The organism is Rathayibacter sp. PhB127 (assembly GCF_003751665.1).
GTDB classification, from domain to species: domain Bacteria; phylum Actinomycetota; class Actinomycetes; order Actinomycetales; family Microbacteriaceae; genus Rathayibacter; species Rathayibacter festucae.
In genome coordinates this window covers 2,175,362-2,202,008 of record NZ_RKHW01000001.1, presented here as the reverse complement: position 1 = coordinate 2,202,008, position 26,647 = coordinate 2,175,362, and the positions used below count along the sequence as shown (strand labels likewise).

Below are 26,647 nucleotides of genomic sequence, written 5' to 3'. Positions count from 1 at the left end.
AAGCGCTTCGTCGCACGCCGCGTCTTCCACGACCTCGCCACCGACCTCCGACCACCCAGACTCACTGCTTGACATCCATAGGACCATCCAGCATGTGGTGCTACGCCCTGTCCTCGAGCGCAATCGAGCGGCGCCGCCTTCATGCTGATCGAGTAGCCCGCGGAGCGGGCGTATCGAGATCCGCCACTCCGTCGACATCAGCCGGTGACGACGATCGTGACGGTGCGGACGGTGTTCGTCGTGCCGGTGTCGCTCGCGGTGAGGGTGTGGCTGCCCGGCGTCGCGAGCGCGGGAGGAAGAGTGACCTCGGTGACGAAGGCGCCGTGCTCGTCGGTGACGACGGAGGTGAACCGTCCTCCGCTATCGAGCCGGAATCCGACGCTGGTCATGATCGGCCAGCCTGCACCCGTGAGGGTCAGCCTCGGACTCCCGGCGGAGATCGTGGTGCGCAGAGCGGTCACGGAGGGCCCTGAGGCCGGCGCGGGCGCGGCGGGCCGATCGAGATCGACGGCGAGGCTGATCACCTCGCCGTGACGAGCGGCGACGATCTGCGTCCGTCCGCCGGCCGCCTCCGGGGAGAGGGTCAGCGTGAAGGCGCCGTCGGCGCCGGTGGTGACGGGGTCGGAGAGGTCCGGACCGTCGCCGTACCCCTCGGACATCCCCGGAGGCAGATGGCGCAGGACGACGGAGGTGCCTGCGGGGACGATTCCGGTGACGGTGCGTCCGTTCACGTGGAGGTCGTCGAACGCGAGTGGGACGGTCGTCGCGGCACCGGCGGTGCTGATGCTGAGCAGGTGCTCGGTGCGCGTGTACTCCCCGCTGTCGGTCGGAGACGTCCACAGCCGGTACTCGCGGGTCGTCCCCGGTCCCTGGAACGGGGTCGGCCCGGAATCGCAGCGCCAGAGGCCCTCCTGGTCGACCTTCTGCGCACCGCAGACGAGGGCGCCCGTCGCCTCGTCGGTGACCCTCACGAACGTGAGCGCCGTCCCCGTGCCCTTCAGCAGGGACACCGTCTGCTCCGCCGAGCGCCCGCCGGTGGTGATGAAGGCGGTCGGCAGGTCGGTGCGGGTGATCGCGTGGACCACCTCGACCGGGTCGACGGAGGGGACGACGAGGGCGTTCTTCGACGGGTCGAACAGGCGCAGGCTGTTCTCGGCGTGCTCGTACAGGTCCAGGGTCTCGTTCGTGATCGACCCGAACTGCGCCTCCGCGGCGCCGTGGTAGGCGTCCGGGTCGATCGGACGCGTGTTCACCGAGGGCAGCTCGTCCACCGAGACCGTGTGCTTGACGGACCCGCACTGGGTCAGGCCTCCCTTCTCGTTCACCGACTCGACCCACTGCGCACGGAAGTCGGTGAAGGTCTTCCCGGCGTTGACCTCATCGGTGAGCACGCGGATCGTCGTGCGCAGGTCCTGGAGGCCCGCCTGCCAGGTCAGCTGGAGCGCCTCGTTCGCGGAGACCTGGATGTCGTCGATCGCGCCCTGCACGGACGGCGGCAGCGTCTCCGCGGTGTACCCCTGCGCGGCCGCGTCCAGCACGATCCGCGACTGCGCGAACCGGGCCCGGTAGGCGATCTGGTCCTGCGCCAGCCGCACCGCGGTCAGCTCCTTCTCGGCCGCGACCCGCGTCATCCGCGACAGCGCCTCGTGTGCCGGCCACTGGAACGCGTCGATCAGCTTCTGCCCCGGTGACTCGCACTCCGCGGGGTCCGACCCGCGCAGCCACAGATCGAGCATCGCGATCACCAGCGCCACCGGACCCAGCTCCGGGAACGCCAGTGCCACCAGACCCACGACCGCCTCCGCCAGCTGGAACCCGTCCTCCGTCTCGGCGAAGTTCCGCAGGTTCAGCACCGTCCCCAACCCCACCGCGAGCGGACCCATCTCCGGGACCACCACCGAGGCCACCCCCGAGACCGCGACCGCGTCCGTCAGCGCGTCCGAGTCCCCGCTGAACGCATCGACCAGTCCCTTCACGGCGAACACCGCGTTCGCGATGCCCTCGCCGCTCCCGACCGAGCCCCGCATCAGCTCGGACGCCGTCGCCTCGAACCCCTTCCACACGCTCGCCCGCGCCTCAGCAGGCACGTACTCCCCGCCGAACCGCTCCGCCAGCGCCGCCATCCGCGCCGCCGCAGCGTCGTCCGCCAGACCCGCCTCCGGAGCCAGGCCCTTCCCGGAAGGCGACTGCTCCCGCCCGGGCGGGCCCGTCTCCGCAGCCGGTCTCTCCTCGGGCGACGGTTCCTCCTCCGGCGCGGAACCCTCCGGAGCGGGACCCGGGACCGTCCTCGGGCGGGCCGCGGTCGAGCCGGCGCCGTCGACGGCGCTCGGGCTCAGGTCGCAGAGGACGCACAGGGCGTCCGCGGCCGCCGGTGCCGGTTCCTCGGGGCTGTTCGTCCGCGACCAGACGGCGGCGAGGGTCGTCTCCCATCGGAGGTAGGGGGACCTGAGCGGATCCATGAGGTCGATGTGCCCGATCGGCCCGGCCTTCTCGAACGACCCGACGTTGTTGAGGAGCGTCCCGGCGCCGTTCCTCCGCACCATCGGCTCGTATTCGGCGCGGGCCGGGATGTGCAGTTCCTCGGCGATCCTGATCTCGGTGGGGTGCTGCGTCACGAGCCGGTCGAGGGCTCGCGTTCGACGCCCGAGAGCATCGCGGACGTGCTCGGGTCCGCTCTCCGCGCCCTGCTCCTCCGTCGTCGCCCGCATCAGTGCGAAGTTCAGGAACGGATTCGGGCCCCGCGCGAAGTGTGCCTCCCCGTAGGAGTCGTCGCGCCCCGACTCCGCTGCAGCCTCCTCCCCGGGATCTGCGGGGTCGGGACTCAGGAGCCAGTCCTTCACCGCCGCGAGACCGCGCGGTCCCCCCTGCGTCACGAGCTCGTCGACCAGGCTGAAGACCCGCTGATCCTTCTCCGGAGTGCCGGGTGTCCCCAGATCGCCACTGCGCACAGGGGTGGGGATCGAGAGCTCGTACTCCTTGCCGACCTGCGAACCGGCGAGCGCCTGGACCGAGTGGTACAGCTCGTGGGCGAAGGTCGCCGTCGGTGAGAAGGCGCGGATCTGCCCGGTCTCCTCATCGAAGTACGACGAGATGCGGTCCGGGTCGAAGGTGAGGAACGAGTCGGACCCGGTTCCTGCGATGGCGTGCTCCCTGCTCAGACGGGACGACGACCAGCTGTCCCCCGGGACGACGAGGACCCGGATGTCGGAGACGTCGCCGTTGACCTGCAGGAACCGGTTGCCCTTCACCTCGCTCGCCCCGAGGAGGTCCGGGACCACCTCGACGAGGCTCTTCGACGGCTCCGCCGTCAGGAGCTCGGACAGCATGGAGCTCACGAGCCGCTGGGTCCGCAGGCCCTTCGGCGAGATCGCCATCCCCCCGACACCGCTCGGCTGAGTGGCGACCGCGATCCCCGGAGCGACCTCCCACGCCTTGTAGACGAGACCTGTCCTCGGACTCTTCACGAGGCTGAAGGAGGCGGGCGGCAGCTCGCTGCCAGCCGGCGAGCCGCCGCCGGGCGCGGCCGACGCCCCGCTCCCCGAGATCAGGACGCTGACGACCGCGATCGCCGCGACGGCTGCGCTCAGTCGCCCCGTTCGTCCACGGTCCCGCCGCGTCGATCGGGGGAGGGGGATCGATGCTGCCAGACGCAGGATCGGAGCTGAGAGAACTGACATGCCCTCATCATAAAAATCCGCCGAGCAGCCGCGCAGAGCCGTGACGCGCGATCACGGGCCGAGCGCGAGACCGGTGAGCAGGTGCCGTCAGAAGCCGCGGAGCCGCTCGATCTCGCGCCGATCGCGCTTTGTCGGGCGGCCGGCGCCCCGGTCGCGCTCGATGATCGCGGGGGCCGCCTCGCGCGGCGGCGGCGGGGGAGTGCGGTCCTCGAAGCACTCGGCCGCGACCGGCGCGCCGACCCGCTTCACGATCAGGCCGCGGACGACGAGCTCGCGGTCGAAGCCGCCGATGCGGGCGCGGACCTCGTCGCCGACCTTCACGGTCTGCGCGGCCTTGGCCCGCTCGCCGTTCACCCGGACGTGACCGGCCCGGGCGGCCGTCGTGGCGGCGGAACGCGTCTTGTACACGCGGACCGCCCACAGCCAGGCGTCCACGCGGACGGAGCCGGTCACCGGGATCTGCATCCGTCCAGTCTACGAAGCCATGATGGGGGTGGTCCCATCGACGAGGGATCCGCGGCCCCACCGGCCGCCGACCGAGGAGGTTCACCATGAGCACGTACCACAGCTACGGCGAGGACACCGGCGAGGGCGTCCCCACCCGCGGAGCGCCCGAGCACAGCGGCTCGCCGTCCGAGCTGCGCGAGAGCCCCTTCCCGCACGCCGGACTCGAGTTCCTCCTGGTCCCGTCGGGTCACGAGGAGTGGCAGGTCCGCCACCCGGACGGCCGCGCGGTCGGCGTCCTCGCGATCATCTCGCACAGCGGCGAGGAGGGCGAAGCGGTCTTCGTGACCCGCCGTGTCGGCTCCGACGAGGCCGTCGCCGAGGGCACCGACTGGCGCGGCATCGTCACCGCCGTGATCAACGACGAGGCGGCCGACGAGCGCGTCCAGGGCAGCCTCGACCCGGCGCTGGACTACACGCGCGGCGGCCTGCTGCACCGCGGTGCGGCCGACGTCGAGGACCAGGTCTGAGCGGTCGCGCCTGAGCGGGCCGGTCCGAGCGACCGCCCCTAGCGCGCGAGGAGCGCCGCGTTGATCCGGGCCGTGAGCTCGTGGTCGACGCGGCGCTCCTGCGCGTCCACCGCGCGGATCGGCGCGGCGTTCCGCGCGCTGGAGACCAGCCAGGCGGCCTCGGCCGCCGCGAGGTCCTCGGCCCGCAGCGGGCGCTCCGCTGTGCCGAGCCCGAGCCCGCCCGCCAGCTCGAAGAGGTCCGCCTGCGTCGTCCCCGGCAGCAGCCCCAGGCTCGGCGGTGGAGTGACCAGCTCGCCGCCCGCGAGCAGCACCAGGTTCGAGGTCGGCCCCTCCAGCAGGAAGCCGTCGCTGGAGACGAACAGCGCGTCGTCCGCCCCGCGCCGCAGCGCCTCGCGCGAGGCCGCCCGGTTGACCGCGTAGGAGAGCGTCTTCGCGCCGGCGAGCAGCCACGGCGACGTGTGCTGCACGTCGGAGCGCAGTCCGCGGTCGAGCAGCACCACCCGCACGCCGTCCCGGCGGGCCGGCCCGAAGTCCGGGCTCGTCTGCACGAAGACGACGCCGGTCGGCCGTCCGTCGCCCTCGACCCCGCGGCTCAGGATCGTCTTCACCATCGCCTCGGGCACCCGCGGGTGGGCGGCGACCGCCTCGTCGATCGCCGTCCGCCAGGCGGCGCGGTCCGGGTGGGGAAGGTCCAGCATCCGCGCCGAGTCCTCGAACCGGTCGAGGTGCGCGTCGAGCGCCTGCAGCCGCCCGTCGACCAGGTTGATCGTCTCGAAGACCCCGTCGCCGCGGGTGAAGCCGAGGTCGGTGACGTCCAGCCCGCCCCGACCGGTCGGATCGAGCACGGGTGCGGAGCCTGCGTCGTGCGCCGGGGCGTCGAGCGAGGGGCGGCCGAGGACGACGAGGGTGTCAGCGGGCATGGGCGGTGCGGTCCTTCCGGGGGCGGAGCGGGAGACGGGCGAGCGCGACGACCAGCAGCGCACCGAGGAGGGCCCCGGTGCCGTTCGAGACGAGGTCGCGCACGTCCGCGACGCGCGAGGGCAGTGCGAGCAGCTGGATCGTCTCGACGAGCACCGAGACGCCGAGGCCGAGCGGCGCGGCGAGCAGCCGGCGCCGCCGCGGCAGCTGCAGCGCGACCAGCGCGCCGAGCGGCACGAACATCAGCACGTTGGCGACGAACTCGGCGACGTCGAAGGTGAACCAGGCGGTCAGCGGCGTGGAGGCGAGGAACGCGATGATCCCGCGGACGAGCACCGAGGGCTGACCGGCGGGGTACGGCGCCGGCGTCAGGGTGATCAGCGCGATCACGCCGAGCCAGGCGAGCGTCGCGGGCAGGAGGATCCTCGAGCGGCGCATCCGTCGATTCTGCCAGGTGCTCGATTCGACCCGGTGAGCGACTCGGTGCTGTGCGGCGGGCGGTCCGGGACGGTCGGCGCGATGTGGAAGGCTGGAGCGCATGACGAGCGACGGCCCGGCCGACGGCGGAGCGCTTCCGCGCCACCCCTTCGACGCCGCACTCGGTGACGGCTGGGTCGAGATCGGGGACGGGCGCCGCTTCTGGGGCCGCTTCGGCGCCGCCGGTCTGCTGCTGCGCGACCCGGACGGCCGCGTCCTGCTCCAGCACCGCGCCACCTGGAGCCACTTCGGCGACACCTGGGGACTGCCGGGCGGCGCCCGCCACCCCGAGGAGACCGCCTTCGAGGGCGCCCTGCGCGAGTCGGTCGAGGAGGCCGGAGTGCCCGACGGGATCGTCGTGCCCGTCCTCTCCCGCGTCGTCACCATCGGCCCCTGGAGCTACACCACCGTCGTCGCCCGGGCCCTCGAGCACTTCACCCCGCGGATCGCCGACGCCGAGAGCCAGGAGCTGCGCTGGGTCCCGCCGGCCGAGGTCGACGCGCTCCCGCTGCACCCGGGCTTCGAGGCCTCCTGGCGCGAGCTGCGCGCCCTCGATACCGAGCCGTGCGTCCTCGTCGTCGACGCGGCCAACGTCGTCGGCTCGCGTCCGGACGGCTGGTGGCGCGATCGCGCGGGTGCTGCGGAGCGGCTCGTCGCGGCGCTCGGGCGCCTCGCGAACCGGGGTGTCCCCGGCTCCCTGTTCGCCGTCGAGGCCGACACGGTCTGGCCGCAGATCGCCGTCGTCCTCGAGGGTGACGCCCGGGCGGCACGCACCGCCGACGCGGTCGGCGCGGCTCCGCGCGGGCGGCTGAGCGTCGAGAGCGCCGCCGGGTCGGGAGACGACGCGATCGTCGAGCGCGTCGCGGCGATCGGGTCGACCGCCCGCGTGGTGACCGCCGACCGCGGCCTCGTCGCCCGGATCGAGGAGCTCGGCGCCACGGCTCTCGGCCCGCGCACCCTGCTCGACCTGCTGGACTCCGCGGCGCCGACCACCCCTCCCGCAGCCCGGGAATAGCGCGCGGATCGGGTCGGTTGCATCCGTCATGGCCACGACAGCGATGACTCTCGACACCCACGACCAGACCGTCTCCGACGGCATCGTCCTCATCGACTTCTGGGCGGAGTGGTGCGGCCCGTGCCGCCAGTTCGCCCCCGTCTTCGAGGCGACCAGCGAGAAGAACCCGGATGTCACCTTCGCGAAGGTCGACACCGAGGACCAGCAGCAGCTCGCCGGCAGCTACGGCATCTCCTCGATCCCCACCCTCGTCGTGTACCGCGACGGCATCCCGCTGATGGCGCAGCCCGGCGCCCTGCCCGCCCCGGCCCTCGACTCCCTGCTCGAGCAGGTCCGCGGCCTCGACATGGTCGCCGTCCGCAAGCAGTACGAGGAGGCGAAGGCCGCGCAGGAGTCGGGAGCCCCGCAGAAGTTCGACCACGGCGCGCAGATCTGATCCGCACCACCCGCAGACGGAACCCCCGGCAGCCGCTCAGGCCGCCGGGGGTTCCGTCGTTCGTGCGGGAGTCCCGCGGCGAGCGGTATCAGCCCGTGTTCTGGAGGCCGGCGGCCACGCCGTTCACGGCCAGCAGCAGCAGCCGCTGGTTCTGCTCGGTGCCCGAGCCGCCCGGGTCCGTGCGCAGCGCCCGGAGCGCGCGCAGCTGCAGCAGCGACAGCGCGTTGACGTAGGGCGTGCGCAGCCGCACGGCGCGCCCGAGCACGCGGTGCCCGGTGAGCAGGCTCTCCTCGCCGGTGATCGAGAGCACCCAGCGGCGGGTGAGCTCCATCTCGTCGAGCACCAGCCCGGCGAGGTCGTCGCGGGAGTCGAGCGCCAGGTAGCGGCGGGCGATGCCCTCGTCGGTCTTGGCCAGCGACATCTCGACGTTGTCGATCATCGTGGTGAACAGCGGCCAGGTCTCGTAGGCGGTGCGCAGCTCGTCCAGGTCGCCGACCGCCTCGAGGGCGCTGCCGAGTCCGAACCAGCCGGTCAGGTTGACGCGGGCCTGGGTCCAGGCGAAGACCCACGGGATCGCGCGCAGGTCCTCGAGCGACTCGACCGAGAGGCCGCGGCGGGCCGGCCGCGAGCCGAGCGCGAGCAGGCCGACCTCCTCCTGCGGGGTGACTCGGGCGAACCAGGGCGCGAAGCCGTCGGCCTTGACCAGCTCGAAGAAGCGGCGGCGCGACTCGCGGTCCATCGTCGCGGCGACGTCGCGGAAGCGGTCCGCGGCACCGGCGTTGCGCTCGCCGATCGAGGGCGAGGAGGCCAGCAGCGTCGCGCCGGCGACCTGCTCGATGTGCCGGGTGGCGATGTCCGGGTTGCCGTAGCGGGCGAAGATGACCTCGCCCTGCTCCGTCAGCTTGAAGCGGCCGTCGACCGAGCCGGGCGGCTGCGCGAGCACCGCGCGGTTCGCCGGTCCGCCGCCGCGGCCGAGGGCGCCGCCGCGGCCGTGGAAGAGCGTGAGCACGATGCCCTCGTCCTCGGCCCACTTCGCGATGCGCGCCTGCGCGTCGTAGAGCGCGAGCGTCGCCGAGACCGGGCCGACGTCCTTGGAGGAGTCGGAGTAGCCGAGCATGACCTCGAGCCGGTTCCCGGTCGCCGCGAGGCGCGCGCGCACCTGGGGCAGCTTGATCATCTCGGCCAGGATGTCCGTCGACGCGTCGAGGTCGGCGAAGGTCTCGAAGAGCGGGACCGCGTCGATGATCGGCGGGTTCCCGTCGGTCGCCGCCTCGGCCAGGTCGAAGACCGTCTTGAGGTCCTCGGCCGACTGGGTGAACGACACGACGTAGCGGCGGGCCGCGTCGGTGCCGAAGCGCTCCTGGATCGTCGCGATGGCGCGATAGACCGAGAGGACCTCGATGCTGCGCTCGTCGAGCTCGCCGCCGGCGCGGACCGCCGCGAGGGTCTCGCGGTGCACCTTCGAGTGCTGCCGCACCTCGATCTCGGCGAGGTGGAAGCCGAAGGTCTCCACCTGCCAGAGCAGGTCCTGCAGGTCGCCGTAGGCCGAGCGGACGTCGCCCGCCTCGATCAGCGAGTCCTGCAGGGTCCGCAGGTCGGCGAGCAGCTCGGCGGCGGAGCCGTAGGCGAGCGCGCCGCCGGAGCGGGTCGCCGCGAGCCTGTCCGCGGTGAAGAGCAGGACGCGGCGGTGGGTCTCGCTCGGCGAGCGCTCGGCGATGACCGCGGCGAGCTCGGGCGCCTTCTCGACCCCTGCGGCCCAGAGCGCCTCGACGGCCGCCGACGGGGGAGTGGTGCCGGCGTCCAGCGTGAGGGAGCGGCCGACCCGGCGGGCGACGCGCTCGAGCCCGATCAGGACGTGCTCGGCGGCGATGTCGACGGCCTCGAGGGTCGTCTCGGCGGTGACGAACGGGTTGCCGTCGCGGTCGCCGCCGATCCAGGTGCCCAGGCGCACGAACGCGGGGGCGACCGGCTTGCGGGTGCCGGAGGCGTCGCCGAGCAGCGCGTCGTCGAGCCGGCGGTAGACCCGCGGCAGGACGGAGAACAGCGACTCGTCGAACACGCTCATCGCGGTCCGGACCTCGTCGAGCGGGCTGGGCTTCGACTCGCGCAGCGGCGCCGTGCGCCAGAGCGTGTCGACCTCGGCCAGCAGGCGCCGGCGGTTCTCGACCAGCACGACGCCGCCCGTGCGCGGGTCGTCCCGCTGCTCGAGCAGGGCGCTGATCCGGCGGATGGTGGAGGAGACCGCGCGGCGGCGCGCCTCCGTCGGGTGCGCGGTGAGGACCGGGCGGAACTCCAGGCGCGAGAGGCGCTCGAACGCCTCCTCCTCGCCCAGCTCGTCGGTGAGGGTCGCCATCGACGCGATGATCGAGTCCTCGGGCCGCTGGGCGCCGGCGTCGGCGTCGCGGCGGCGCAGGACCCGCACGCGGTGGAACTCCTCCGCCACGTTCACGAGGTGGAAGTAGCAGGTGAACGCCCGCGCCACCTCCTCGGCGCGCTCGGCGGTCAGCGACGCGACGAAATCCTCCGCCGCGGCCAGCTCGTCCGGGTGCCCGCTGTCGTAGGCGCCGATCGTCAGAGCGCGGAGCCGCTCGACATCGGTGTAGAGGCTGTCGTCGCCCGATTCCCGCAGGACCTGGCCGAGGAGCTCGCCCAGCAGATGGACGTCGCCGCGGATGCGGTCGTCCATCGGCGGCGCGACGGTCCCGTCGGCGGAGGAGGCGGAGGAGGCGGGTGCTGCGGTCGCGGCTGGCGCGTCGGAGATCGGAGGCACGGCACGACCTTAGCGGCGGCGCGTGTCCGGCGGATGACGCCACTGTCACGCGGCGGAATGGAATGATCGAGGGGTGACCGTGACCCCTGCACCTCCCGCCCCCGCCGTCCAGACCGAGCAGGCCGCCCCTCACGTCGTCGTCCTCTTCGGGGCCGTGGGCGACCTGTCCCGCCGCAAGCTCATCCCGGGCATGGCGCACCTGGCGCTGTCCTCGCTCGCACCCGACCTGCAGATCGTCGGCACCTCGCTCGAGGAGCACGACGACGAGTCCTTCCGCGCCTTCGCCAAGCTCGCCTACGACGAGTTCGGCAGCCGCTCGCTGACCCCCGCCCAGTGGGACGAGTTCGCCTCCAAGCTCCGCTACGTCCCGCAGTCCGCCGGCCCCGCCGCGCTGGCGAAGGCGGTCACCGACGCGGAGAAGGTGCTCGGCCCGGACGTCAGCCGCCTGCACTACCTCAGCGTCCCGCCGCGCGCCGCCCTCTCGGTCGTCCGCATGCTCGCGGAGGCCGGCCTCGTCGAGCGCTCGCGGATCATCATGGAGAAGCCCTTCGGCGTCGACCTCGAGAGCGCCGTCGTCCTCAACGCCGAGCTGCACGAGACGTTCGACGAGGAGCAGATCTTCCGGATCGACCACTTCCTCGGCAAGGAGCCGGCGCAGAACATCCTCGCCTTCCGCTTCGCCAACGGCCTCTTCGAGCCGATCTGGAACCGCAACTTCATCGACCACGTCCAGATCGACATCCCCGAGAAGCTCACCCTCGACCGCCGCGCCGAGTTCTACGAGTCGACCGGCGCCTACAAGGACATGGTCGTCACCCACCTCTTCCAGGTGCTCGCCTTCATGGCGATGGAGCCGCCGACCGCCCTCGAGCCGAAGGCGATCAGCGAGGAGAAGAACAAGGTCTTTCGCTCGATGCGGCTGCTCAACCCCGAGAACGTCGTCCGCGGCCAGTACATCGGCTACCGCGAGGAGCCGGGCGTCGCGCCCGACTCCGAGACCGACACCTTCGTCGCCCTCAAGTGCGAGATCGACAACTGGCGCTGGGCCGGAGTGCCGTTCTACCTGCGCACCGGCAAGCGGATGGCGGAGGGGCAGCGGATCATCTCCATCGCCTTCCGCGAGCCCCCGAAGAGCATGTTCCCGCAGGGCTCCGGAGTCGGCGCGCACGGCCCCGACCACCTCACCTTCGACCTGGCCGACGCGTCCAAGGTGTCGCTGTCCTTCTACGGCAAGCGCCCCGGCCCGGGCATGCGGCTCGACAAGCTGAGCATGCAGTTCGCGCTGCAGGAGACCGACCGCGCGGGCGACGCCCTCGAGGCCTACGAGCGGCTGATCCTCGACGCGATGCGCGGCGACCACACGCTCTTCACCACCGCCGAGGGCATCGAGCGCCTCTGGGAGGTGTCGGCGCCGCTCCTGCAGGACCCGCCGCCCGTGCGCCTCTACGCGCCGGGCTCCTGGGGCCCGAACGCGATCCACCAGCTGATCGCCCCGCACGCCTGGCGGCTGCCCTTCGAGCGGGTCTGGCGCGACAAGCGCTGACGAGGGCTCCCGGCATGGCGCGCGCGGCGGAGGACCGCATCTGGACGGTCCCGAACATCCTCAGCATGGTGCGGCTCGCACTGGTGCCGGTGTTCCTCGTGCTCATCATCGAGGGCGAGGACGCGCTCGCCCTGCTGACGCTCGTCCTCTCCAGCCTCACCGACTACCTCGACGGCTGGATCGCGCGCCGCTTCGACCAGATCACGCGCCTCGGCGCCGTCCTCGATCCGGCCGCCGACCGCCTCTACATCTTCGCGACAGTGATCGGCCTCGCCGTCCGCGAACTGGTGCCGTGGTGGCTGGTGGCCGTGCTGGTCGCGCGGGATCTGATGCTCGTCGTGCTCGCGGTCGTCCTCGCGAACCACGGCTACGGACCGCTGCCGGTGCACCACCTGGGCAAGTTCGCCACGTTCTGTCTCTTCTACGCGCTGCCGCTGATCATGCTCGGGCAGGCCTTCCCGGCGCTGGCCCCGGCGTCCCTCCCCGTCGCCTGGGCCTTCGCGCTCTGGGGCGCGTTCCTCTACTGGTGGGCGGGGATCGTCTACGCGGTGCAGACCCGAGGCCTCGTCCTGGGGGTCGACGGAGCGTCAGGGGCGACCGGCGGGCCCTCCGATTCCGATACGCTGAGGGGATAGCGAGGAGGTACGTCTTGGTCGAGTCCGTGCGCGGAGCGTCATCCGCAGATCCGTCCGTTCCCGTCGAGCCGTCGACGGAGACGACCCTCACGTTCACCGACGACATCGGCGCCCAGCTGGCGGCGCTCGACAACCGGGCGTCCCGCGAGGAGGCCGAGGCCGTCGGCGCTCTGCCCTCCGGCTCCGCTCTGCTCGTCGTCCGTCGTGGGCCCAACACCGGGGCCCGCTTCCTGCTCGACATCGACTCGACGACCGTCGGCCGGCACCCGGATGCGGGCATCTTCCTCGACGACGTCACCGTCTCGCGCCGGCACGCCGAGTTCGTGCGCCGCAGCACCTCGTTCGAGGTCCGCGACCTGGGCTCGCTGAACGGCACCTACTTCGACGGTGTCCGGATCGAGTCCGCGATCCTCACCGACGGCTCCGAGGTGCAGGTCGGCAAGTTCCGCCTCACCTTCTACGCGTCCCGCGCCGACCTCGTCGCCGCTCCGGACGCGTAGCCGTGGGTCGTTCGACCGCTCGCGCACTCCCGTCCGGCCCGGCCGCTCTCCTGAGCATCGGCCAGGTCCTCTCGCACCTCACCACCGAGTTCCCCGACGTCACGCCGTCGAAGCTGCGGTTCCTCGAGGAGCAGGGGCTCGTCTCGCCCGCCCGCACCGATTCGGGCTACCGCAAGTTCTCCACCGGCGACGTCGAGCGCCTGCGGATGATCCTCGCGCTCCAGCGCGACCACTACCTGCCGCTCAAGGTGATCCGCGGCTACCTCGACGACGTCGACGCCGGCCGTGAGCCGTCCCTCCCCGCCGGTGCCGGTGGCGCCGCCCCGTCCCTGCTGGCCCCCGCCACCCGGCTCACCCGCGACGGCCTCGCGAGCGAGTCGGGAGCGAGCCCGGCGCTGGTGCGCGAGGCGATCGCCGCCGGGCTGGTCCGCGGTGGGGACGTCTTCGGCGAGGAGGCGGTCACGACGCTCAAGGCGCTCGTCGATCTCGGTCGCTCGGGCATCGAGCCGCGCCACCTCCGTCCGCTCCGCATCGCCGTGGAGCGCGAGATGTCGCTGATCGAGAGCGTCGTCGCCTCGAGCACCCGCCGCGGCGACGCGTCCGGATCGGCCGGCGCCGCTGAGAACGCGATCGGCCTCGCCGCGCACCTCGGCGCCATCCGCGAGGCGATGGTGCGCAGCGCCCTCTCGCGGATCGCGCGCTCGTGATCCGCGGCCGAGGCGGACGACACGCCCCCTCGGAAGAGCGGATGTCGTTTACTCGGCATCCCCGGGTCGGTAGCTTAGGGAGCGCGTTCGGAGCGACCGGCGTTCGTATCCGGAAGGCACAGGGATGAGAGAAGTCAGCCGCGACGTCAGCGGCCAGCGCGACCTCGTCCTCTTCACCGACGGACTGCCCGACCTCGACGCCGACGCGGGCTACCGTGGAGCCGTCGCTGCACGGGCCGCCGGGATCACCTACCGCCAGCTCGACTACTGGGCGCGCACCGAGCTCGTCGAGCCGACCGTCCGGGGCGCCTCCGGCTCCGGCACTCAGCGCCTCTACGGCTTCCGCGACATCCTCGTGCTGAAGCTCGTCAAGCGCCTCCTCGACACCGGCATCTCCCTCCAGCAGATCCGAACCGCCGTGAACCAGCTCCGCGAGTCCGGCGTCGACGACCTCGCGCAGACCACGCTGATGAGCGACGGCGCGAGCGTCTACCTCTGCACCTCGAACGACGAGGTCATCGACCTCCTCAGCCGCGGCCAGGGCGTCTTCGGCATCGCCGTCGGCAAGGTCCTCCGCGAGGTCGAGACCAGCCTCGTCGAGCTCGACCACCAGTCCGTCGACCCCTCCGACGAACTCGCCCGCCGCCGCGCCTCCCGCAAGGTCGGCTGACCCGTCCAGGTCGAGCGCTCCCTGCCGCGCGGCGCCCGCACAACATGCTGGTCGAGTAGCCCCGAAGGGGCGTATCGAGACCCACCGTCCCCAGCACGCCCCGTGTGCAGACCCGCCGTCCGACGCCGGCGTTCCGGCGTGACCCGCTCCCGCACACAGCGACGGCGCCGCAGCCGAGGCTGCGACGCCGTGCGCGGACCTCGCCGGGCTAGTTCGTCGCCGCCGGCACCGCCTGCTCGCCGATGCGCCCCGTGCGGATGACGCGGTCGAGCAGCAGGTCGAAGTTGTGCGCCATCTCCTGCGCGCTCTCGCCCGGCCAGACGTGCACCGGCTTCGCGGCGCCCTGCGCCTGCTGGAGCGAGGTGCGCTCGGGCAGCTGCGGGCTGAGGACCAGCGGGCCGAACATGTCCCGCAGCTCCTTGATCCGGAACTGGTGCTCGAGCGACTGCACGCGGGCGCGGTTGACGATGATGCCGAGCGGCTGCAGTCGCGGGCTGAGACCGCGGCGGATCTCCTCGATCGCGCGCAGCGCGCGGTCGGCGGCGGCCACCGAGAACAGGCCCGGCTCGGTGACCACGGCGACCCGGTCGCTCGCGGCCCAGGCCGTGCGGGTGAGCGCGTTCAACGAGGGCGCGCAGTCGATCAGGACGAGGTCGTAGTCGGCCTCGACGCTCGCGAGCGCCTCCTCGAGCTTCCAGATGTCGCGGATGCTGGGGTGCGGTCCGTCGAAGTTGATCGCGGACGGGCTGCCGATCAGGACGTCGATGGTGCCCTGGCGCTCCTTCGTCCAGCCGGAGGGGGCGATCGCCGAGCGGACGATCTTCTCCTTGGGCGACGTGAGGACGTCGGCGATGTTGAGGTGACCGGCGACGTTGATGTCCATGCCGGTGGAGACGTCGGACTGCGGGTCGAGGTCGACGACCAGCGTTCGCAGGCCCTTCGAGAACGCCGCGGATGCAAGGCCGAGCGTCACGGTGGTCTTGCCGACGCCGCCCTTGAGGGAGCTCACGCTGAGTACATGCATGGCTGAGTACTTTACTTTCCCTCGGGTGGGAGAACCTAACCGTTCCCTGCACACGGTTCCACTCGGCGCCTAGCAGGCGCGAGGACGGGAGCAGAGCCCCCGTGCGCCGCCGGGCCCGTCGGTACACTGGCGGCAAGCGGAAGGAGGCTCGTTCGCATGGATGAGCGCAACGACGACCAGCCCGATCTCGACACCGGCCCGACTCCGCGGACGGCGCTCGACGCGGCGCGGGACTCCGAGCAGTACGCCCCGCGCGCGAGCGACACCGCTCCGACCCGCATCCCCGACGGCATCCGCCTCGACTCGCCCGCTCCGGCGCGCCGTCGGTCGAGCGCTCCGGCGCCCGTGGAGGACCCGACGATCGACGTCGGACGCCTCGGCATCCCGGACGCACCGGGCGCCGTCCGGCCGGTCTCGGCCGGCATCGCCTCGCGCGACGAGGTGTCGGTGCTCCCCGAGGACTCGGGCGAGCGACCGCGCGGTCGTGGCGAGCAGCGTCCTGCCGAGCCCGCCCCGGAGATCGAGCGCGAGTCCGAGACGGCTGCTGCGGATCCGGCTCCCGGCGTCACCCGGCGCGACCGCCTCCGCGCCGAGTCCGGCACCGGCGGGTCGTCCTCCGCGCCCGAGTCCGCGTCGATGCTGACGCCCGACCGGCTCCTCGAGGTCAACCGCAAGACCCGGCCCGCGCCGACCGGCGGCTGGAACCGCTTCGTCTACGGACTCACCTTCCACACCGTCAATCTCGGCGACTCCGCGAAGGTCCAGGCGTGGAAGGCGATGGACGAGCGGATCGGCCGCCAGTTCGAGGGCGGCACCCGCTTCGTCCCGGTGATGACCCGCAAGGGCGGCGTGGGCAAGACGACCGTCACGACCCTGCTCGGCATGGCCCTCGCCGACTCGCGCGAGGACCGCATCATCGCGGTCGACGCCAACCCCGACCGCGGCACCCTGGCCGAGCGCGTCCCCAAGCAGACCCGCTCGACCGTCCGCGACGTCGTCAACCGCGCCTCCGGCGTGACCGGCTTCACCGAGTTCTCGACGATGGTCTCGCGCGACGAGACCCGGCTCGACGTGCTCGCCTCGGACACGGACCCGCAGCTCTCCGAGGCCTTCGACGAGGACGACTACAACGTCGTCGCCGATCTCGTCGAGCGCTTCTACTCGATCATGCTCACCGACTGCGGCACCGGCATCGTGCACTCCGTGATGCGCGCCACCCTGCAGCGCGCGGACAGCGTCGTGATCGTCTCCGGCGGCAGCGTCGACGAGGCGCGCCTGGCCTCCGAGACCCTCACCTGGCTCGACGCCAACGGCTACGGCGACCTCGTCCGGAACGCCGTGGTCGCGCTGAACACGGCGACCCAGGGCACCAGCCTGGTGAAGCTCGAGGAGATCGAGTCGCACTTCCGCTCGCGCGTGCGCGACATCGTCCGCATCCCCTACGACCCGGTGCTCGCCGCCGGCTCGGTCGTCAAGTGGGAGCAGCTGCGCCCGGCGACCCAGGAGGCGGCGCGCCTGCTCGCCGCGCTCGTCGTCGAGGGCATCCCGGTCCGTCGTGCCTGACGCGGTTCTGCAGGACGCCGTGGCGGTCGACTCCACGGAGACCCTCGCGTTCGATCTGATCGTGCTCGGCGCCGGCTCCGGCAACTCGATCGTCGGCCCCGAGTGGGCCGGCTCCCGCGTCGCGATCCTCGACGACGGCGAGTGGTTCGGCGGCACCTGCCTCAACGCCGGCTGCATCCCGACCAAGATGTTCGTGCACGTCGCCGACATCGTGACCGACGTCGACCAGGGCGACCGGGTCGGCGTGCACGGCCGAGTCGCCCGGCCCGAGTGGGCCGAGGTGCGCGACCGCGTGTTCGGTCGCACCGACGCCATCAGCGCCGGCGGCCTCGACTACCGGGCGAACCGCTCCGAGAACGTCACCGTGCTGCGCGAGAGCTTCGGCTTCGAGTCGCTCGGCGACGGCGACCGGCCGCACGTGCTGGTCAGCGCGAGCGGGGTCCGGATCAGCGCACCGCAGGTGGTCGTCGCCGCGGGCTCGCGTCCGCGTCCGCTCCTCGCGGCCTACGAGCCCGACCCGCGGATCCATGACTCCGACTCGATCATGCGGATCGACGAGCTCCCCGCACGGATGCTCGTCCTCGGCGGCGGCGCGGTGGCCGTCGAGTTCGCCCACATCTTCTCGGCCTTCGGCACCGCGGTGACGGTCGCCGTCCGCGGTGACCGTCTGCTCCGCTCGCTCGACGAGGGCATCGCCCGCGGCTTCACCGCGCTGGCGCGCGAGCGCTGGGACGTCCGCACCGGCGTCTCCGCCGAGAGCGTCGAGGCGACTCCGGGCGGCCTCGTCACGACCTTCGACGACGGCTCGCGCGTCGAGACCGACACGATCCTCGTCGCCACCGGGCGCGACCCGAACAGCGACACCATCGCCGCGGCCTCCGTCGGCATCGACCTGCACCCGGACGGCCGCGTCGTCGTCGACGACGAGCAGCGGGTCCTCTCAGGCGGGCGCGTCGTCCCCGGGCTCTTCGCCCTCGGCGACGTCTCCTCGGAGTGGCAGCTCAAGCACGTCGCCAACCACGAGGCGCGGCTCGTCGCGCACAACCTGCTGCACCCGGGCGAGATGCTCTCGAACACCCTCGCCCCCGTGCCCGGCGCGATCTTCGCGCACCCGCAGATCGCGCACTTCGGCCTCACCGAGAAGGAGGCGGGGGAGCGCGGCATCGACGTCGTCGCCGTCACTCAGGAGTTCGGCTCCACCGCCTACGGCTGGGCGATGGAGGACGACTCGAGCATCTGCACCCTCGTCGTCGGACTCGACGGCGAGCTGCTCGGCGCGCACCTGATGGGCCCGCAGGCGAGTATCCTCATTCAGCCGCTCGTCCAGGCCGCCAGCGCGGGGGTCGGGATCCGCGGTCTCGCCCGCAGCCAGTACTGGCCGCACCCCGCGGCGAGCGAAGTCGTCGAGAACGCCCTCCTCTCCGCCGAGGAGGCACTGAGGGAGCGCACCGCATGACCGAACGCCAGATCCGGATCTTCGGCGATCCCGTCCTGAAGACGGTGTCCACCCCGATCGAGACCGTCGACGACGGGATCCGCGGACTGGTCGAGGACCTCGTCGACAGCGTGCGCACCCCCGGCCGCGCCGGCGTCGCCGCCCCGCAGATCGGCGTCAACCTCCGCGCCTTCAGCTACAACGTCGACGGCGTCGTCGGCTACATCCTCAACCCCGAGATCGTCGAGCTCAGCGGCGAGCCGGAGCCCGTCGACGAGGGCTGCCTCTCCGTCCCCAACCTCTGGTACCCCGCGATCCGCTACCCGCACGCCAAGGTCCGCGGCACCGACCTCGACGGCAACGAGGTCGTCCTCGAGGGCGACGGCCTGATGGCTCAGGCCCTCCAGCACGAGTGCGACCACCTCGACGGCCGCCTCTACCTCGACCGCCTCTCCAAGGACGACCGCCGAGCCGCCATGAAGGAAGTCCGCGAGAGCTCCTGGTTCTGAGTTCGTTTCCGAGCCGGTCCCTGCCCGGCTCGGCGCGGTCGGCCTCCTGGGGTGGTCGCGTTCCGCAGAGCGTCGTGCGTCCGCCGACGGCGAAGCGCTGTAACGCGCTTCGCCGGATACGGCTCGGCCTTCGGCCATCGTCCTTCGGCCGGCTTGCGCATCATGCTGATCGAGTAGCCCGCGGAGCGGGCGTATCGAGATCCGCCGTCGCACAGACGGTGGTCTCGGTACGCCCTGCGGGCTACTCGACCGGCGGAGGACCTGCGGTCTCCGCGGTCGGACGTCATGCTGATCGAGTAGCCCGCGGAGCGGGCGTATCGAGATCCACCAGCGTCAGGAGTGGAGTCTGCAGACCCGCCCTGCTGAGGGGGGTGGGTCTCGATACGCCCCTGCGGGGCTACTCGACCAGCATGAGCGTGCCCATGCTGATCGAGTAGGCCGCGGAGCGGGCGTATCGAGATCCACCGTGGTGCAGACGTGGACCCGTCAGCGGAGGCTGATGCCCTCCGTGGCGGGGGCGGCGCTGTAGACGCTGCTGATGGTCGCGGCGAAGTCGTCGAGGATGACGTTCCGCTTGATGCTCATCTTCGGGGTGAGGTGTCCGCTCGCCTCGGTGAACTCGGTGGGCAGGATCACGAACTTGCGGATGGACTCGGCGCGCGAGACGCGGGCGTTCGCGGCGTCGACGGCGCGCTGCACCTCGGCGAGGACGGCCGGATTCACGGCCGCCTGCTCGAGCGAGAGCTTCGCGTCCTGGCCGTTGTTGGCGAGCCAGGTCGGCAGCATCTCGGAGTCGAGGGTCACCAGAGCCGCGATGAACGGGCGCTGGTCGCCGACGACGACGACCTGGCCGACGAGCGGGTTGGCGCGGATCGGATCCTCGAGCGCGGCCGGCGCGACGTTCTTGCCGCCCGCGGTCACGATGATCTCCTTCTTGCGCCCGGTGACGCGGAGGTAGCCCTCCTCGTCGAGCGAGCCGAGGTCGCCGGTCTTGAACCACTCGCCGTCGAAGGCGTCGGCCGTCGCCTTCTCGTCGTTCCAGTAGCCGCCGAAGACGTCGATGCCGCGCACCTGGATCTCGCCGTCGGCGGCGATCCTGATGGAGCAGCCGGGCATCGCCGGGCCGACCGATCCGATCTTGAACCGCTCCGTCCGGTTGACCGTCGCGGGCGCCGTCGTCTCGGTGAGCCCGTAGCCCTCGAGGATCTTGATGCCGAGGCTGTGGAAGAAGTGGCCCAGCCGGTCGCCGAGGGGCGCGGACCCCGACACGGCGAAGCGGACGTTGCCGCCCATCGCCGTGCGCAGCTTCGAGTAGACGAGCCGATCGAACAGCAGGAACTGCAGCTTCAGCGCGAGCGGCACCGAGCCGGCCTCGACGGCGATCGAGTGGGCGACGGCGACGTCGGCCGCGCGCCGGAAGATCTTGCCCTTGCCGCCGGCCTCGGCCTTCTGCTCCGCCGAGTTGTACACCTTCTCGAACACGCGCGGCACGGCCAGCAGGAACGTCGGCTTGAACGAGCCGAGCGAGGGGAGCAGTTGCTTCGTGTCGGCCTGGTGGCCGACCTTGACCCCGCCGTGCACGCAGAGGATCGCGATGAAGCGGGCGAACACGTGCGCGGTCGTGATGAAGAGGAGCGTCGAGGCGCCCGGCTGGTGGATCAGCTCCGTGAGCGCGACCGCGGAGTTGCGGCTGAGCTCGACGAAGTTGGAGTGCCGGATGATGCAGCCCTTGGGTCGGCCGGTCGAGCCCGAGGTGTAGATGATCGTCGCGATGTCGGCGCCGGTGGCGATCGACCGGCGGCGCTCGATCTCGGCGTCCGGCACGTCGACCCCGCGCGCGGCCAGCTTGTCGAGGTCGCCCAGGCCGATCTGCCAGGCGAGCCGGACGTCCGGGAGATCCGGCCGGACCTCGTCGAAGCGGGCGAAGTGGTCCGCCGTCTCGACGATGACGGCCCGCGCTCCGGAGTCGAAGAGGTTCCACTGGACCTGGGCGGGGGAGGAGGTCTCGTAGACCGGCACGAGCACGCCGCCGGCGAACCAGACGGCGAAGTCGATCAGCGTCCACTCGTAGCGGGTCTTGCAGATCAGGCCGACCTTGTCGCCGGGCTCGATGCCCGCCGCGACGAGGCCCTTCGCGAGCGCGGTGACCTGGTCGAGGAACTCGCGGGCGGTGACGTCGCGCCAGCCGCCGGCCTCGGGGAGGGCGAAGAGCGCCCGGTCGGGCGTCTCCCGCACACGGTCGAGCAGCAGCGCCGTCGTGTTGGCCTGCGGATCCGGCGCGACCACGAGGGGGGAATCGAACTGCTCCACGGCAACTCCTTCGGTACCTGAATGATTGTCGGATCCAGCCTACCGGCGCTTCCCGACTGTGTATCCACTCAGGGTAACGATCCGCACGTCGGTTCTCAGCGGGTCACTACACTCGATGTGGCCGCCGCTCCAGGGCGGACCCGCGGCGCAGCGGCGCCGGAGGCTAGCGGAAGGCGGTTCGCGTGCACGCGATCGGTATCGACATCGGCGGCACGAAGATCGCGGGAGCCCTGGTCGACGAGTTCGGCGGCATCGTCCGCGAGGACCGCCAGCCGACGCCCGCCGGTCACCCCGAGCTCATCGTCGACGTCGTCGTGGAGATGGTGGCGCGCCTGCGCGAGGGCCTCCCCGCCGGCGACGTCTCGGCGGTCGGCGTCGCCGCGGCCGGCTTCATCGACGCCTCGCAGTCGATCGTCTACTACGCCCCCAACATCAACTGGCGCAACGAGCCCTTCCGCGAGAAGCTCTCGGCGCGGATCGACCTGCCGATCATCATCGAGAACGACGCCAACGCGGCCGGCTGGGCCGAGTTCCGCTACGGCGCCGGCCGACTGGTGAGCGACATGCTGATGCTCACGATCGGCACCGGCGTCGGCGGCGCGATCGTCATCAACGACCGGCTCCTGCGCGGCGGCTTCGGCGCGGCGGCCGAGATCGGCCACATGCGGGTCGTCCCCGGCGGCCTGCCCTGCGGCTGCGGCGCGCGCGGCTGCATCGAGCAGTACGGCTCCGGCCGCGCACTGCAGCGCTTCGCCGCCGAGCTCGCCGACGCCGGCGGGATCGGCCAGGGCATCGCCGACGCGCGCGCGAGGAACGGCGGCGAGCTCGACGGCGGCGTGATCGCCGAGCTGATCAGCGCGGGCGACCTGGGCGCCCTCGCGGCTCTCCGCCAGCTCGGCCACTGGCTCGGCGAGGCGGCGGCGAGCCTGAGCGCGGTCCTCGACCCGCAGATGTTCGTGATCGGCGGGGGAGTGGCGCAGGCCGGCGACCTCCTGCTCGACCCGATCCGCCAGGCCTACCTCGACAACCTGCCCGCCCGGGGGTACCACCCCGAGCCCGAGTTCCGCATCGCGGAGCTCGTCAACGACGCGGGGGTCGTCGGCGCCGCCGACCTCGCCCGCCTGCACGCGAGCTCGCTGTGACCCCGGTCGCGGACCGCTGAGGAGCGCCCCTTGTTCTACTGGTTCATGAAGCACATCGTCGCGGGGCCCCTGCTCAAGACGATCTTCCGGCCCTGGGTGGTCGGCGCCGACCGCGTCCCTGCCACCGGCGGCGTCATCCTGGCGAGCAACCACCTCTCCTTCATCGACTCGGTGTTCCTCCCGCTGGTGATCGAGCGCAACATGGTCTTCCTCGCCAAGAGCGACTACTTCACCGGCAAGGGCCTGAAGGGCTGGGCGACGAAGCTCTTCTTCACCGCCACCGGCATGCTGCCGATCGACCGCTCCGGCGGCAAGGCGTCCGAGGCGTCGCTGAACACGGGGCTCCGCGTCCTCGCCGGCGGTGAGGCGCTCGGCATCTATCCCGAGGGGACCCGCAGCCCCGACGGGCGGATGTACCGCGGCCGCACCGGCGTCGCGCGGATGGTCCTCGAGGCGCGGGTGCCCGTCGTCCCGGTGGCGATGATCGACACCGCACGGATCATGCCGATCGGCAGCCGACTCCCGAAGCTCGGGCGGATCGGCATCGTCTTCGGCGAGCCGCTGGACTTCAGCCGCTTCGAGGGCATGGAGGGCGACCGCTTCATCCTCCGCTCGATCACCGACGAGATCATGTACGAGCTGCTGGCATTGAGCGGCCAGGAGTATCTCGACGTCTATGCGACCTCGGTCAAGGAGAAGCGCGCGGCCCTGCTGCGCTGAACCTCACGACTCGGCGCACCTCCGCTGAGCGTCCTGCCGAGCCGATAAGCTCGTCAACCGTCGCCGTCCGACCGGGCGGCGATCACTGCGCGCGCCGCGCGCCCGTCAGAACCAGGAACCCTCGTGGTCATCGATCCGAACGAACCGTACGTCCTCGCCGCCCCCTCCGTGGTCGCCGGCCTGGACTATTGGCGTGAGCTCGAGGTCAAGCAGCAGCCGAACTGGCCGGACGCCGCCGCGGTCGCCGCCGCGTCCGCCGAGGTCGCCGCGCTGCCGCCGCTCGTCTTCGCGGGCGAGGTCGACCAGCTGCGCGAGCGCCTGGGCGCCGCGGCCCGCGGCGAGGCCTTCCTGCTGCAGGGCGGCGACTGCGCCGAGACCTTCGCCGGAGCGACGGCCGACCAGATCCGCAACCGGGTGAAGACCGTGCTGCAGATGGCCGTCGTGCTCACCTACGGCGCGAGCATGCCCGTCATCAAGATGGGCCGCATGGCGGGCCAGTTCGCCAAGCCTCGCTCGAGCGACCTCGAGACCCGCGGCGACGTGACGCTGCCCGCCTACCGCGGCGACATCGTCAACGGCTACGACTTCACTCCGGAGTCGCGGACCGCCGACCCGCGCCGCATCGTGCAGGGCTACCACACGGCCGCCTCGACGCTGAACCTCATCCGCGCCTTCACCCAGGGCGGCTTCGCCGACCTGCGGCTCGTGCACTACTGGAACAAGGGCTTCACCGAGAACCCGCAGAACCAGCGCTACGAGCAGCTCGCCCGCGAGATCGACCGCGCGGTGAAGTTCATGGTGGCCTGCGGCGCGGACTTCGAGGGCATGAAGCGCACCGAGTTCTACACCGGCCACGAGGGCCTGCTGATGGACTACGAGCGCCCGATGACGCGGATCGATTCGCGCACCGGCACGCCGTACAACACCTCCAGCCACTTCATCTGGATCGGCGAGCGCACCCGCGAGCTCGACGGCGCGCACGTCGACTTCCTCTCGCGCGTCCGCAACCCGATCGGCGTGAAGCTCGGCCCGTCGACGACGCCCGAGACGATGCTCGAGCTGATCGACAAGCTCGACCCGGACCGCGAGCCCGGCCGCCTCACCTTCATCACACGGATGGGCGCCGGCAAGATCCGCGACGCCCTCCCGCCGCTGCTCGAGGCGGTCAAGGCGAGCGACGCTCTGCCGCTGTGGGTCACCGACCCGATGCACGGCAACGGCCTGACGACGCCCACCGGCTACAAGACCCGTCGCTTCGACGACGTGGTCGACGAGGTCAAGGGCTTCTTCGAGGCGCACCGCGCTGCGGGCACGCACCCGGGTGGCATCCACGTCGAGCTCACCGGCGACGACGTCACCGAGTGCCTCGGCGGCTCGGAGCACATCGACGAGGCGACCCTCGCGACGCGCTACGAGTCGGTCTGCGACCCGCGCCTCAACCACATGCAGTCGCTCGAGCTGGCCTTCCTCGTGGCCGAGGAGCTGCGCGAGCGCTGAGCCGCAGTGCGGTGCGCGCCGGCGCTGTCCGGCGCGCACCGCCATCGGCTGTCTGTCGTCGGCTGCCGGTTTCCCGCTACAAGCGCGCAGTCAGCGCATGCCCGAAGAGCATTCGTGCTACGTACCGAGAACCTTCAACGACAGGTTCACCACAGTGCCGGGTAGGACGAGGTCTCCGGCGCTCTGGTCCGCTCCTGTGACCTGCGTCGCGGGATCAGGGATGAGATCCCACCCACTGGCGTACCCGGCGGTGAGCCTCGCATCGCTGAGCGCGGCCTTCGCCTGGTCGCGCGTCATCCCGACGACGTTCGGGACGGCGACGGGCTGCGGGCCCTTGGAGACGACGACGGAGACGGTGTCGCCGGTGGTCGCGGGCGCCTCCGGGTTGATCTGGGTGAGGACGACGCCTGCGGCGACAGTGTCGCTCCAGTCCTCGCGCTCGCGGTCGAGGGCCAGCCCGGCGTCCTTCGCCGCGGCGGTCGCCTCGTCGACGGTCAGGCCGACGACGTTGGGGATCTCCCCGAGGCTGACCGTCATCGCGATCGTGCTCGTCTCGGACATCGTCGCGGGCAGCTCGCCGCCGTCGGGCAGCGCCGCCGAGACGACGACGCCCGCGGGGACGTCGGCGTCGAAGATCCGCGTCACGTCGCCCACGGTGAACGGCGCGGCCTGGATCGCGGCCGTCGCCTCCTCCTCGGAGACACCGGCCAGTGCGGGCACCTCGATCTGGCGAGGGCCGCTGGAGACGACCAGCGTCACGACCTCGCCCTTGTGCAGACCCTGGCCGCCGGGCGGGTCGGTGCTGAGCACCGTGCCGGCGGGCACGGTCAGGTCGTTCGCCTGCTGCGGCGACACCTCGAAGCCCTGGCTCACCAGCGCGGCCGTCGCCTCGTCCTGCGACCGGCTCACCACGTCCGGCACGTTCACGATCGCGCCCGGGCCCTCGCCGTACCACCACGCGGTCCCGCCGCCGATGAGGGCGAGCAGCAGCACGATCACCGTCAGCAGCACGCCTCGACGGCGCCGCGTGCGGCGCTTGGTCGCGAGCCGCGCGACCGCGTCGTCGTCGTCGCGCTGCTCGAGCTCCGCCGGCGAGCCCTCGATCACCGAGGTGTGCCCGGTCACCGCCTCGTCGAACAGCAGCGCGGTCGCGGGCTCCGCCACCGGAAGGGGGGTGACGGCCTGGGTGTCCGCGCCGCGGCGGTCGGTCGGCGTGATGCCCATCAGGCGCTCGGCCTCGAGCAGCTGCGCCAGCATCACGCCGGCATCGCGCGGACGCATGTCCGGGTCGCGCTCCGTCGCCCAGAGCACCAGCTCGTCGAGCGAGGTCGGCACCGAGGGCACCTTCGCGCTGGGGTAGGGGACCGAGTCGTTCGCGTGCTGGTAGGCGATCTGCATCGGCTGCTCGCCCGTGAAGGGCTGCTCGCCGGTGAGCATCTCGTAGATCATGATGCCGATGGCGTAGATGTCGCTGCGGGTGTCGGCGGTGCCGCGGGTGACCAGCTCGGGGGAGAGGTACGCGATCGTGCCGAGCAGCGCCTGACCCGACGCGGTGTTCGCGCTCGCCGCCCGCGCGAGGCCGAAGTCGCCGATCTTGATCCGGCCGTCGTCGGCGAGCAGCACGTTCTCGGGCTTGAGGTCGCGGTGCAGGATCCCGGCCCGGTGCGCGGCCGCGAGGCCGGACAGCACCGAGTGCATGATGTCGACGACCTGCTGGGCCGTCAGCCGCCCGCGCTCCTTGAGCAGGTCGCGCAGCGTGATGCCGGGGAGGTACTCCATGACCAGGTAGGCCATGTCGGAGTCCTGGCCCTGGTCGAAGACGCTGACCACGTTCGGGTGGGCCAGGCGGGCGGCGGAGCGCGCCTCCTGGACGAAGCGGTTCTTGAACGTCGCGTCGTCGGAGAGGTGCCCGTGCATCACCTTGATGGCGACCCGGCGCTCGAGACGCTGGTCGTGCGCCAGATAGACGGTGGCCATGCCGCCCCGCGCGATGCGGGAGCGCACCTCGTACCGGCCGTCGACGAGACGGCCGAGGAGAGGGTCGAGCTGGCTGGTGGTCACGCGACGAGTCTAGGCAAGACCCTCCGGACAACCGGCGTGCAACGCGGAGGCGGCTCGTGGCACT

At 72.0% G+C, this 26,647-nt stretch carries 22 protein-coding genes; 14 read left to right on the top strand and 8 right to left on the bottom strand.

The window, feature by feature from the left end:
• Positions 1-197: 197 nt before the first annotated feature.
• Positions 198-3,677 carry a hypothetical protein gene (locus EDF22_RS10510; RefSeq protein ID WP_148059174.1) on the bottom strand — a complete coding sequence of 1,160 codons (3,480 nt, stop codon included), beginning with the start codon at positions 3,675-3,677 and terminating at the stop codon, positions 198-200.
• Positions 3,678-3,764: 87 nt separating this feature from the next.
• Positions 3,765-4,142: an RNA-binding S4 domain-containing protein gene (locus tag EDF22_RS10505; protein WP_123446113.1), complete on the bottom strand. Its 378-nt coding sequence runs from the start codon at positions 4,140-4,142 to the stop codon at positions 3,765-3,767.
• Between the two features lie 86 nt (positions 4,143-4,228).
• On the opposite strand from EDF22_RS10505, the gene EDF22_RS10500 reads away from it, so the two are divergent.
• Entirely contained in the window at positions 4,229-4,651 is a 423-nt protein-coding gene (locus EDF22_RS10500) for a hypothetical protein (RefSeq protein ID WP_123704562.1), read from the top strand.
• A gap of 38 nt (positions 4,652-4,689) precedes the next feature.
• Here EDF22_RS10500 and EDF22_RS10495 read toward each other — a convergent pair whose 3' ends face one another.
• Positions 4,690-5,571 carry an aminotransferase class IV gene (locus EDF22_RS10495; protein ID WP_123704560.1) on the bottom strand — a complete coding sequence of 294 codons (882 nt, stop codon included), beginning with the start codon at positions 5,569-5,571 and terminating at the stop codon, positions 4,690-4,692.
• The gene (locus EDF22_RS10490; RefSeq protein WP_185038845.1) at positions 5,561-6,007 is read right to left on the bottom strand and encodes a VanZ family protein; all 447 of its coding nucleotides are present in this window, start codon (positions 6,005-6,007) and stop codon (positions 5,561-5,563) included. Before EDF22_RS10490 ends, EDF22_RS10495 begins: the two co-directional genes overlap by 11 nt.
• Before the next feature lie 100 nt (positions 6,008-6,107).
• Here EDF22_RS10490 and EDF22_RS10485 point away from each other — a divergent pair, with 100 nt between their 5' ends.
• Together EDF22_RS10485 and trxA are read left to right on the top strand one after the other, a co-directional pair.
• Positions 6,108-7,061, top strand: a complete 954-nt coding sequence (locus EDF22_RS10485) for an NUDIX hydrolase (protein ID WP_123704556.1) — start codon at positions 6,108-6,110, stop codon at positions 7,059-7,061.
• A 28-nt stretch (positions 7,062-7,089) separates the two neighbouring features.
• A complete protein-coding gene (gene trxA, locus EDF22_RS10480) occupies positions 7,090-7,497 on the top strand; it encodes a thioredoxin (RefSeq protein WP_123446118.1) in 408 nt (135 codons plus the stop codon).
• Positions 7,498-7,585: 88 nt separating this feature from the next.
• Here trxA and EDF22_RS10475 read toward each other — a convergent pair whose 3' ends face one another.
• Positions 7,586-10,183 carry a phosphoenolpyruvate carboxylase gene (locus EDF22_RS10475; RefSeq protein ID WP_123704900.1) on the bottom strand — a complete coding sequence of 866 codons (2,598 nt, stop codon included), beginning with the start codon at positions 10,181-10,183 and terminating at the stop codon, positions 7,586-7,588.
• 163 nt (positions 10,184-10,346) lie between these two features.
• Between EDF22_RS10475 and zwf the strand changes: the two genes are divergently transcribed.
• The 5 genes from zwf to EDF22_RS10450 all read left to right on the top strand — a co-directional run bounded on the left by zwf (position 10,347) and on the right by EDF22_RS10450 (position 14,322).
• Entirely contained in the window at positions 10,347-11,810 is a 1,464-nt protein-coding gene (zwf, locus tag EDF22_RS10470) for a glucose-6-phosphate dehydrogenase (RefSeq protein ID WP_123704898.1), read from the top strand.
• Between the two features lie 14 nt (positions 11,811-11,824).
• The gene (locus tag EDF22_RS10465) at positions 11,825-12,445 is read left to right on the top strand and encodes a CDP-alcohol phosphatidyltransferase family protein (protein ID WP_123446119.1); all 621 of its coding nucleotides are present in this window, start codon (positions 11,825-11,827) and stop codon (positions 12,443-12,445) included.
• Positions 12,446-12,459: 14 nt separating this feature from the next.
• Positions 12,460-12,945, top strand: coding sequence for an FHA domain-containing protein (locus EDF22_RS10460; protein WP_397460145.1), 486 nt, complete (start codon positions 12,460-12,462; stop codon positions 12,943-12,945).
• Positions 12,946-12,947: 2 nt separating this feature from the next.
• On the top strand, positions 12,948-13,652 hold the full coding sequence (locus tag EDF22_RS10455) for a MerR family transcriptional regulator (protein ID WP_123704554.1): 705 nt from the start codon (positions 12,948-12,950) through the stop codon (positions 13,650-13,652).
• A 124-nt stretch (positions 13,653-13,776) separates the two neighbouring features.
• On the top strand, positions 13,777-14,322 hold the full coding sequence (locus tag EDF22_RS10450; protein ID WP_123446121.1) for a MerR family transcriptional regulator: 546 nt from the start codon (positions 13,777-13,779) through the stop codon (positions 14,320-14,322).
• Between the two features lie 208 nt (positions 14,323-14,530).
• Here EDF22_RS10450 and EDF22_RS10445 read toward each other — a convergent pair whose 3' ends face one another.
• Complete coding sequence (locus EDF22_RS10445) at positions 14,531-15,346, bottom strand: ParA family protein (protein WP_123704552.1); 816 nt, start codon at positions 15,344-15,346, stop codon at positions 14,531-14,533.
• A gap of 156 nt (positions 15,347-15,502) precedes the next feature.
• On the opposite strand from EDF22_RS10445, the gene EDF22_RS10440 reads away from it, so the two are divergent.
• From EDF22_RS10440 to def, 3 genes are read left to right on the top strand one after another with little or no spacing between them, the layout of a single operon-like run.
• The gene (locus EDF22_RS10440; RefSeq protein ID WP_260300672.1) at positions 15,503-16,909 is read left to right on the top strand and encodes a MinD/ParA family protein; all 1,407 of its coding nucleotides are present in this window, start codon (positions 15,503-15,505) and stop codon (positions 16,907-16,909) included.
• Positions 16,902-18,365, top strand: coding sequence for a mycothione reductase (locus EDF22_RS10435; RefSeq protein ID WP_260303380.1), 1,464 nt, complete (start codon positions 16,902-16,904; stop codon positions 18,363-18,365). The genes EDF22_RS10440 and EDF22_RS10435 overlap by 8 nt, the downstream gene beginning before the upstream one ends.
• The gene (gene def, locus EDF22_RS10430; protein WP_123704550.1) at positions 18,362-18,853 is read left to right on the top strand and encodes a peptide deformylase; all 492 of its coding nucleotides are present in this window, start codon (positions 18,362-18,364) and stop codon (positions 18,851-18,853) included. Before EDF22_RS10435 ends, def begins: the two co-directional genes overlap by 4 nt.
• A 486-nt stretch (positions 18,854-19,339) precedes the next feature.
• Here def and EDF22_RS10425 read toward each other — a convergent pair whose 3' ends face one another.
• On the bottom strand, positions 19,340-21,163 hold the full coding sequence (locus EDF22_RS10425; protein ID WP_123704548.1) for a long-chain fatty acid--CoA ligase: 1,824 nt from the start codon (positions 21,161-21,163) through the stop codon (positions 19,340-19,342).
• Positions 21,164-21,345: 182 nt separating this feature from the next.
• On the opposite strand from EDF22_RS10425, the gene EDF22_RS10420 reads away from it, so the two are divergent.
• The 3 genes from EDF22_RS10420 to EDF22_RS10410 all read left to right on the top strand — a co-directional run bounded on the left by EDF22_RS10420 (position 21,346) and on the right by EDF22_RS10410 (position 24,522).
• Entirely contained in the window at positions 21,346-22,305 is a 960-nt protein-coding gene (locus EDF22_RS10420) for an ROK family glucokinase (protein WP_123446125.1), read from the top strand.
• 30 nt (positions 22,306-22,335) lie between these two features.
• Positions 22,336-23,025, top strand: coding sequence for a 1-acyl-sn-glycerol-3-phosphate acyltransferase (locus tag EDF22_RS10415; protein WP_123446126.1), 690 nt, complete (start codon positions 22,336-22,338; stop codon positions 23,023-23,025).
• Positions 23,026-23,193: 168 nt separating this feature from the next.
• The gene (locus EDF22_RS10410; protein ID WP_123704894.1) at positions 23,194-24,522 is read left to right on the top strand and encodes a class II 3-deoxy-7-phosphoheptulonate synthase; all 1,329 of its coding nucleotides are present in this window, start codon (positions 23,194-23,196) and stop codon (positions 24,520-24,522) included.
• 117 nt (positions 24,523-24,639) lie between these two features.
• Here EDF22_RS10410 and pknB read toward each other — a convergent pair whose 3' ends face one another.
• Positions 24,640-26,583: a Stk1 family PASTA domain-containing Ser/Thr kinase gene (gene pknB, locus EDF22_RS10405; RefSeq protein ID WP_260303378.1), complete on the bottom strand. Its 1,944-nt coding sequence runs from the start codon at positions 26,581-26,583 to the stop codon at positions 24,640-24,642.
• Positions 26,584-26,647 lie beyond the last annotated feature (64 nt).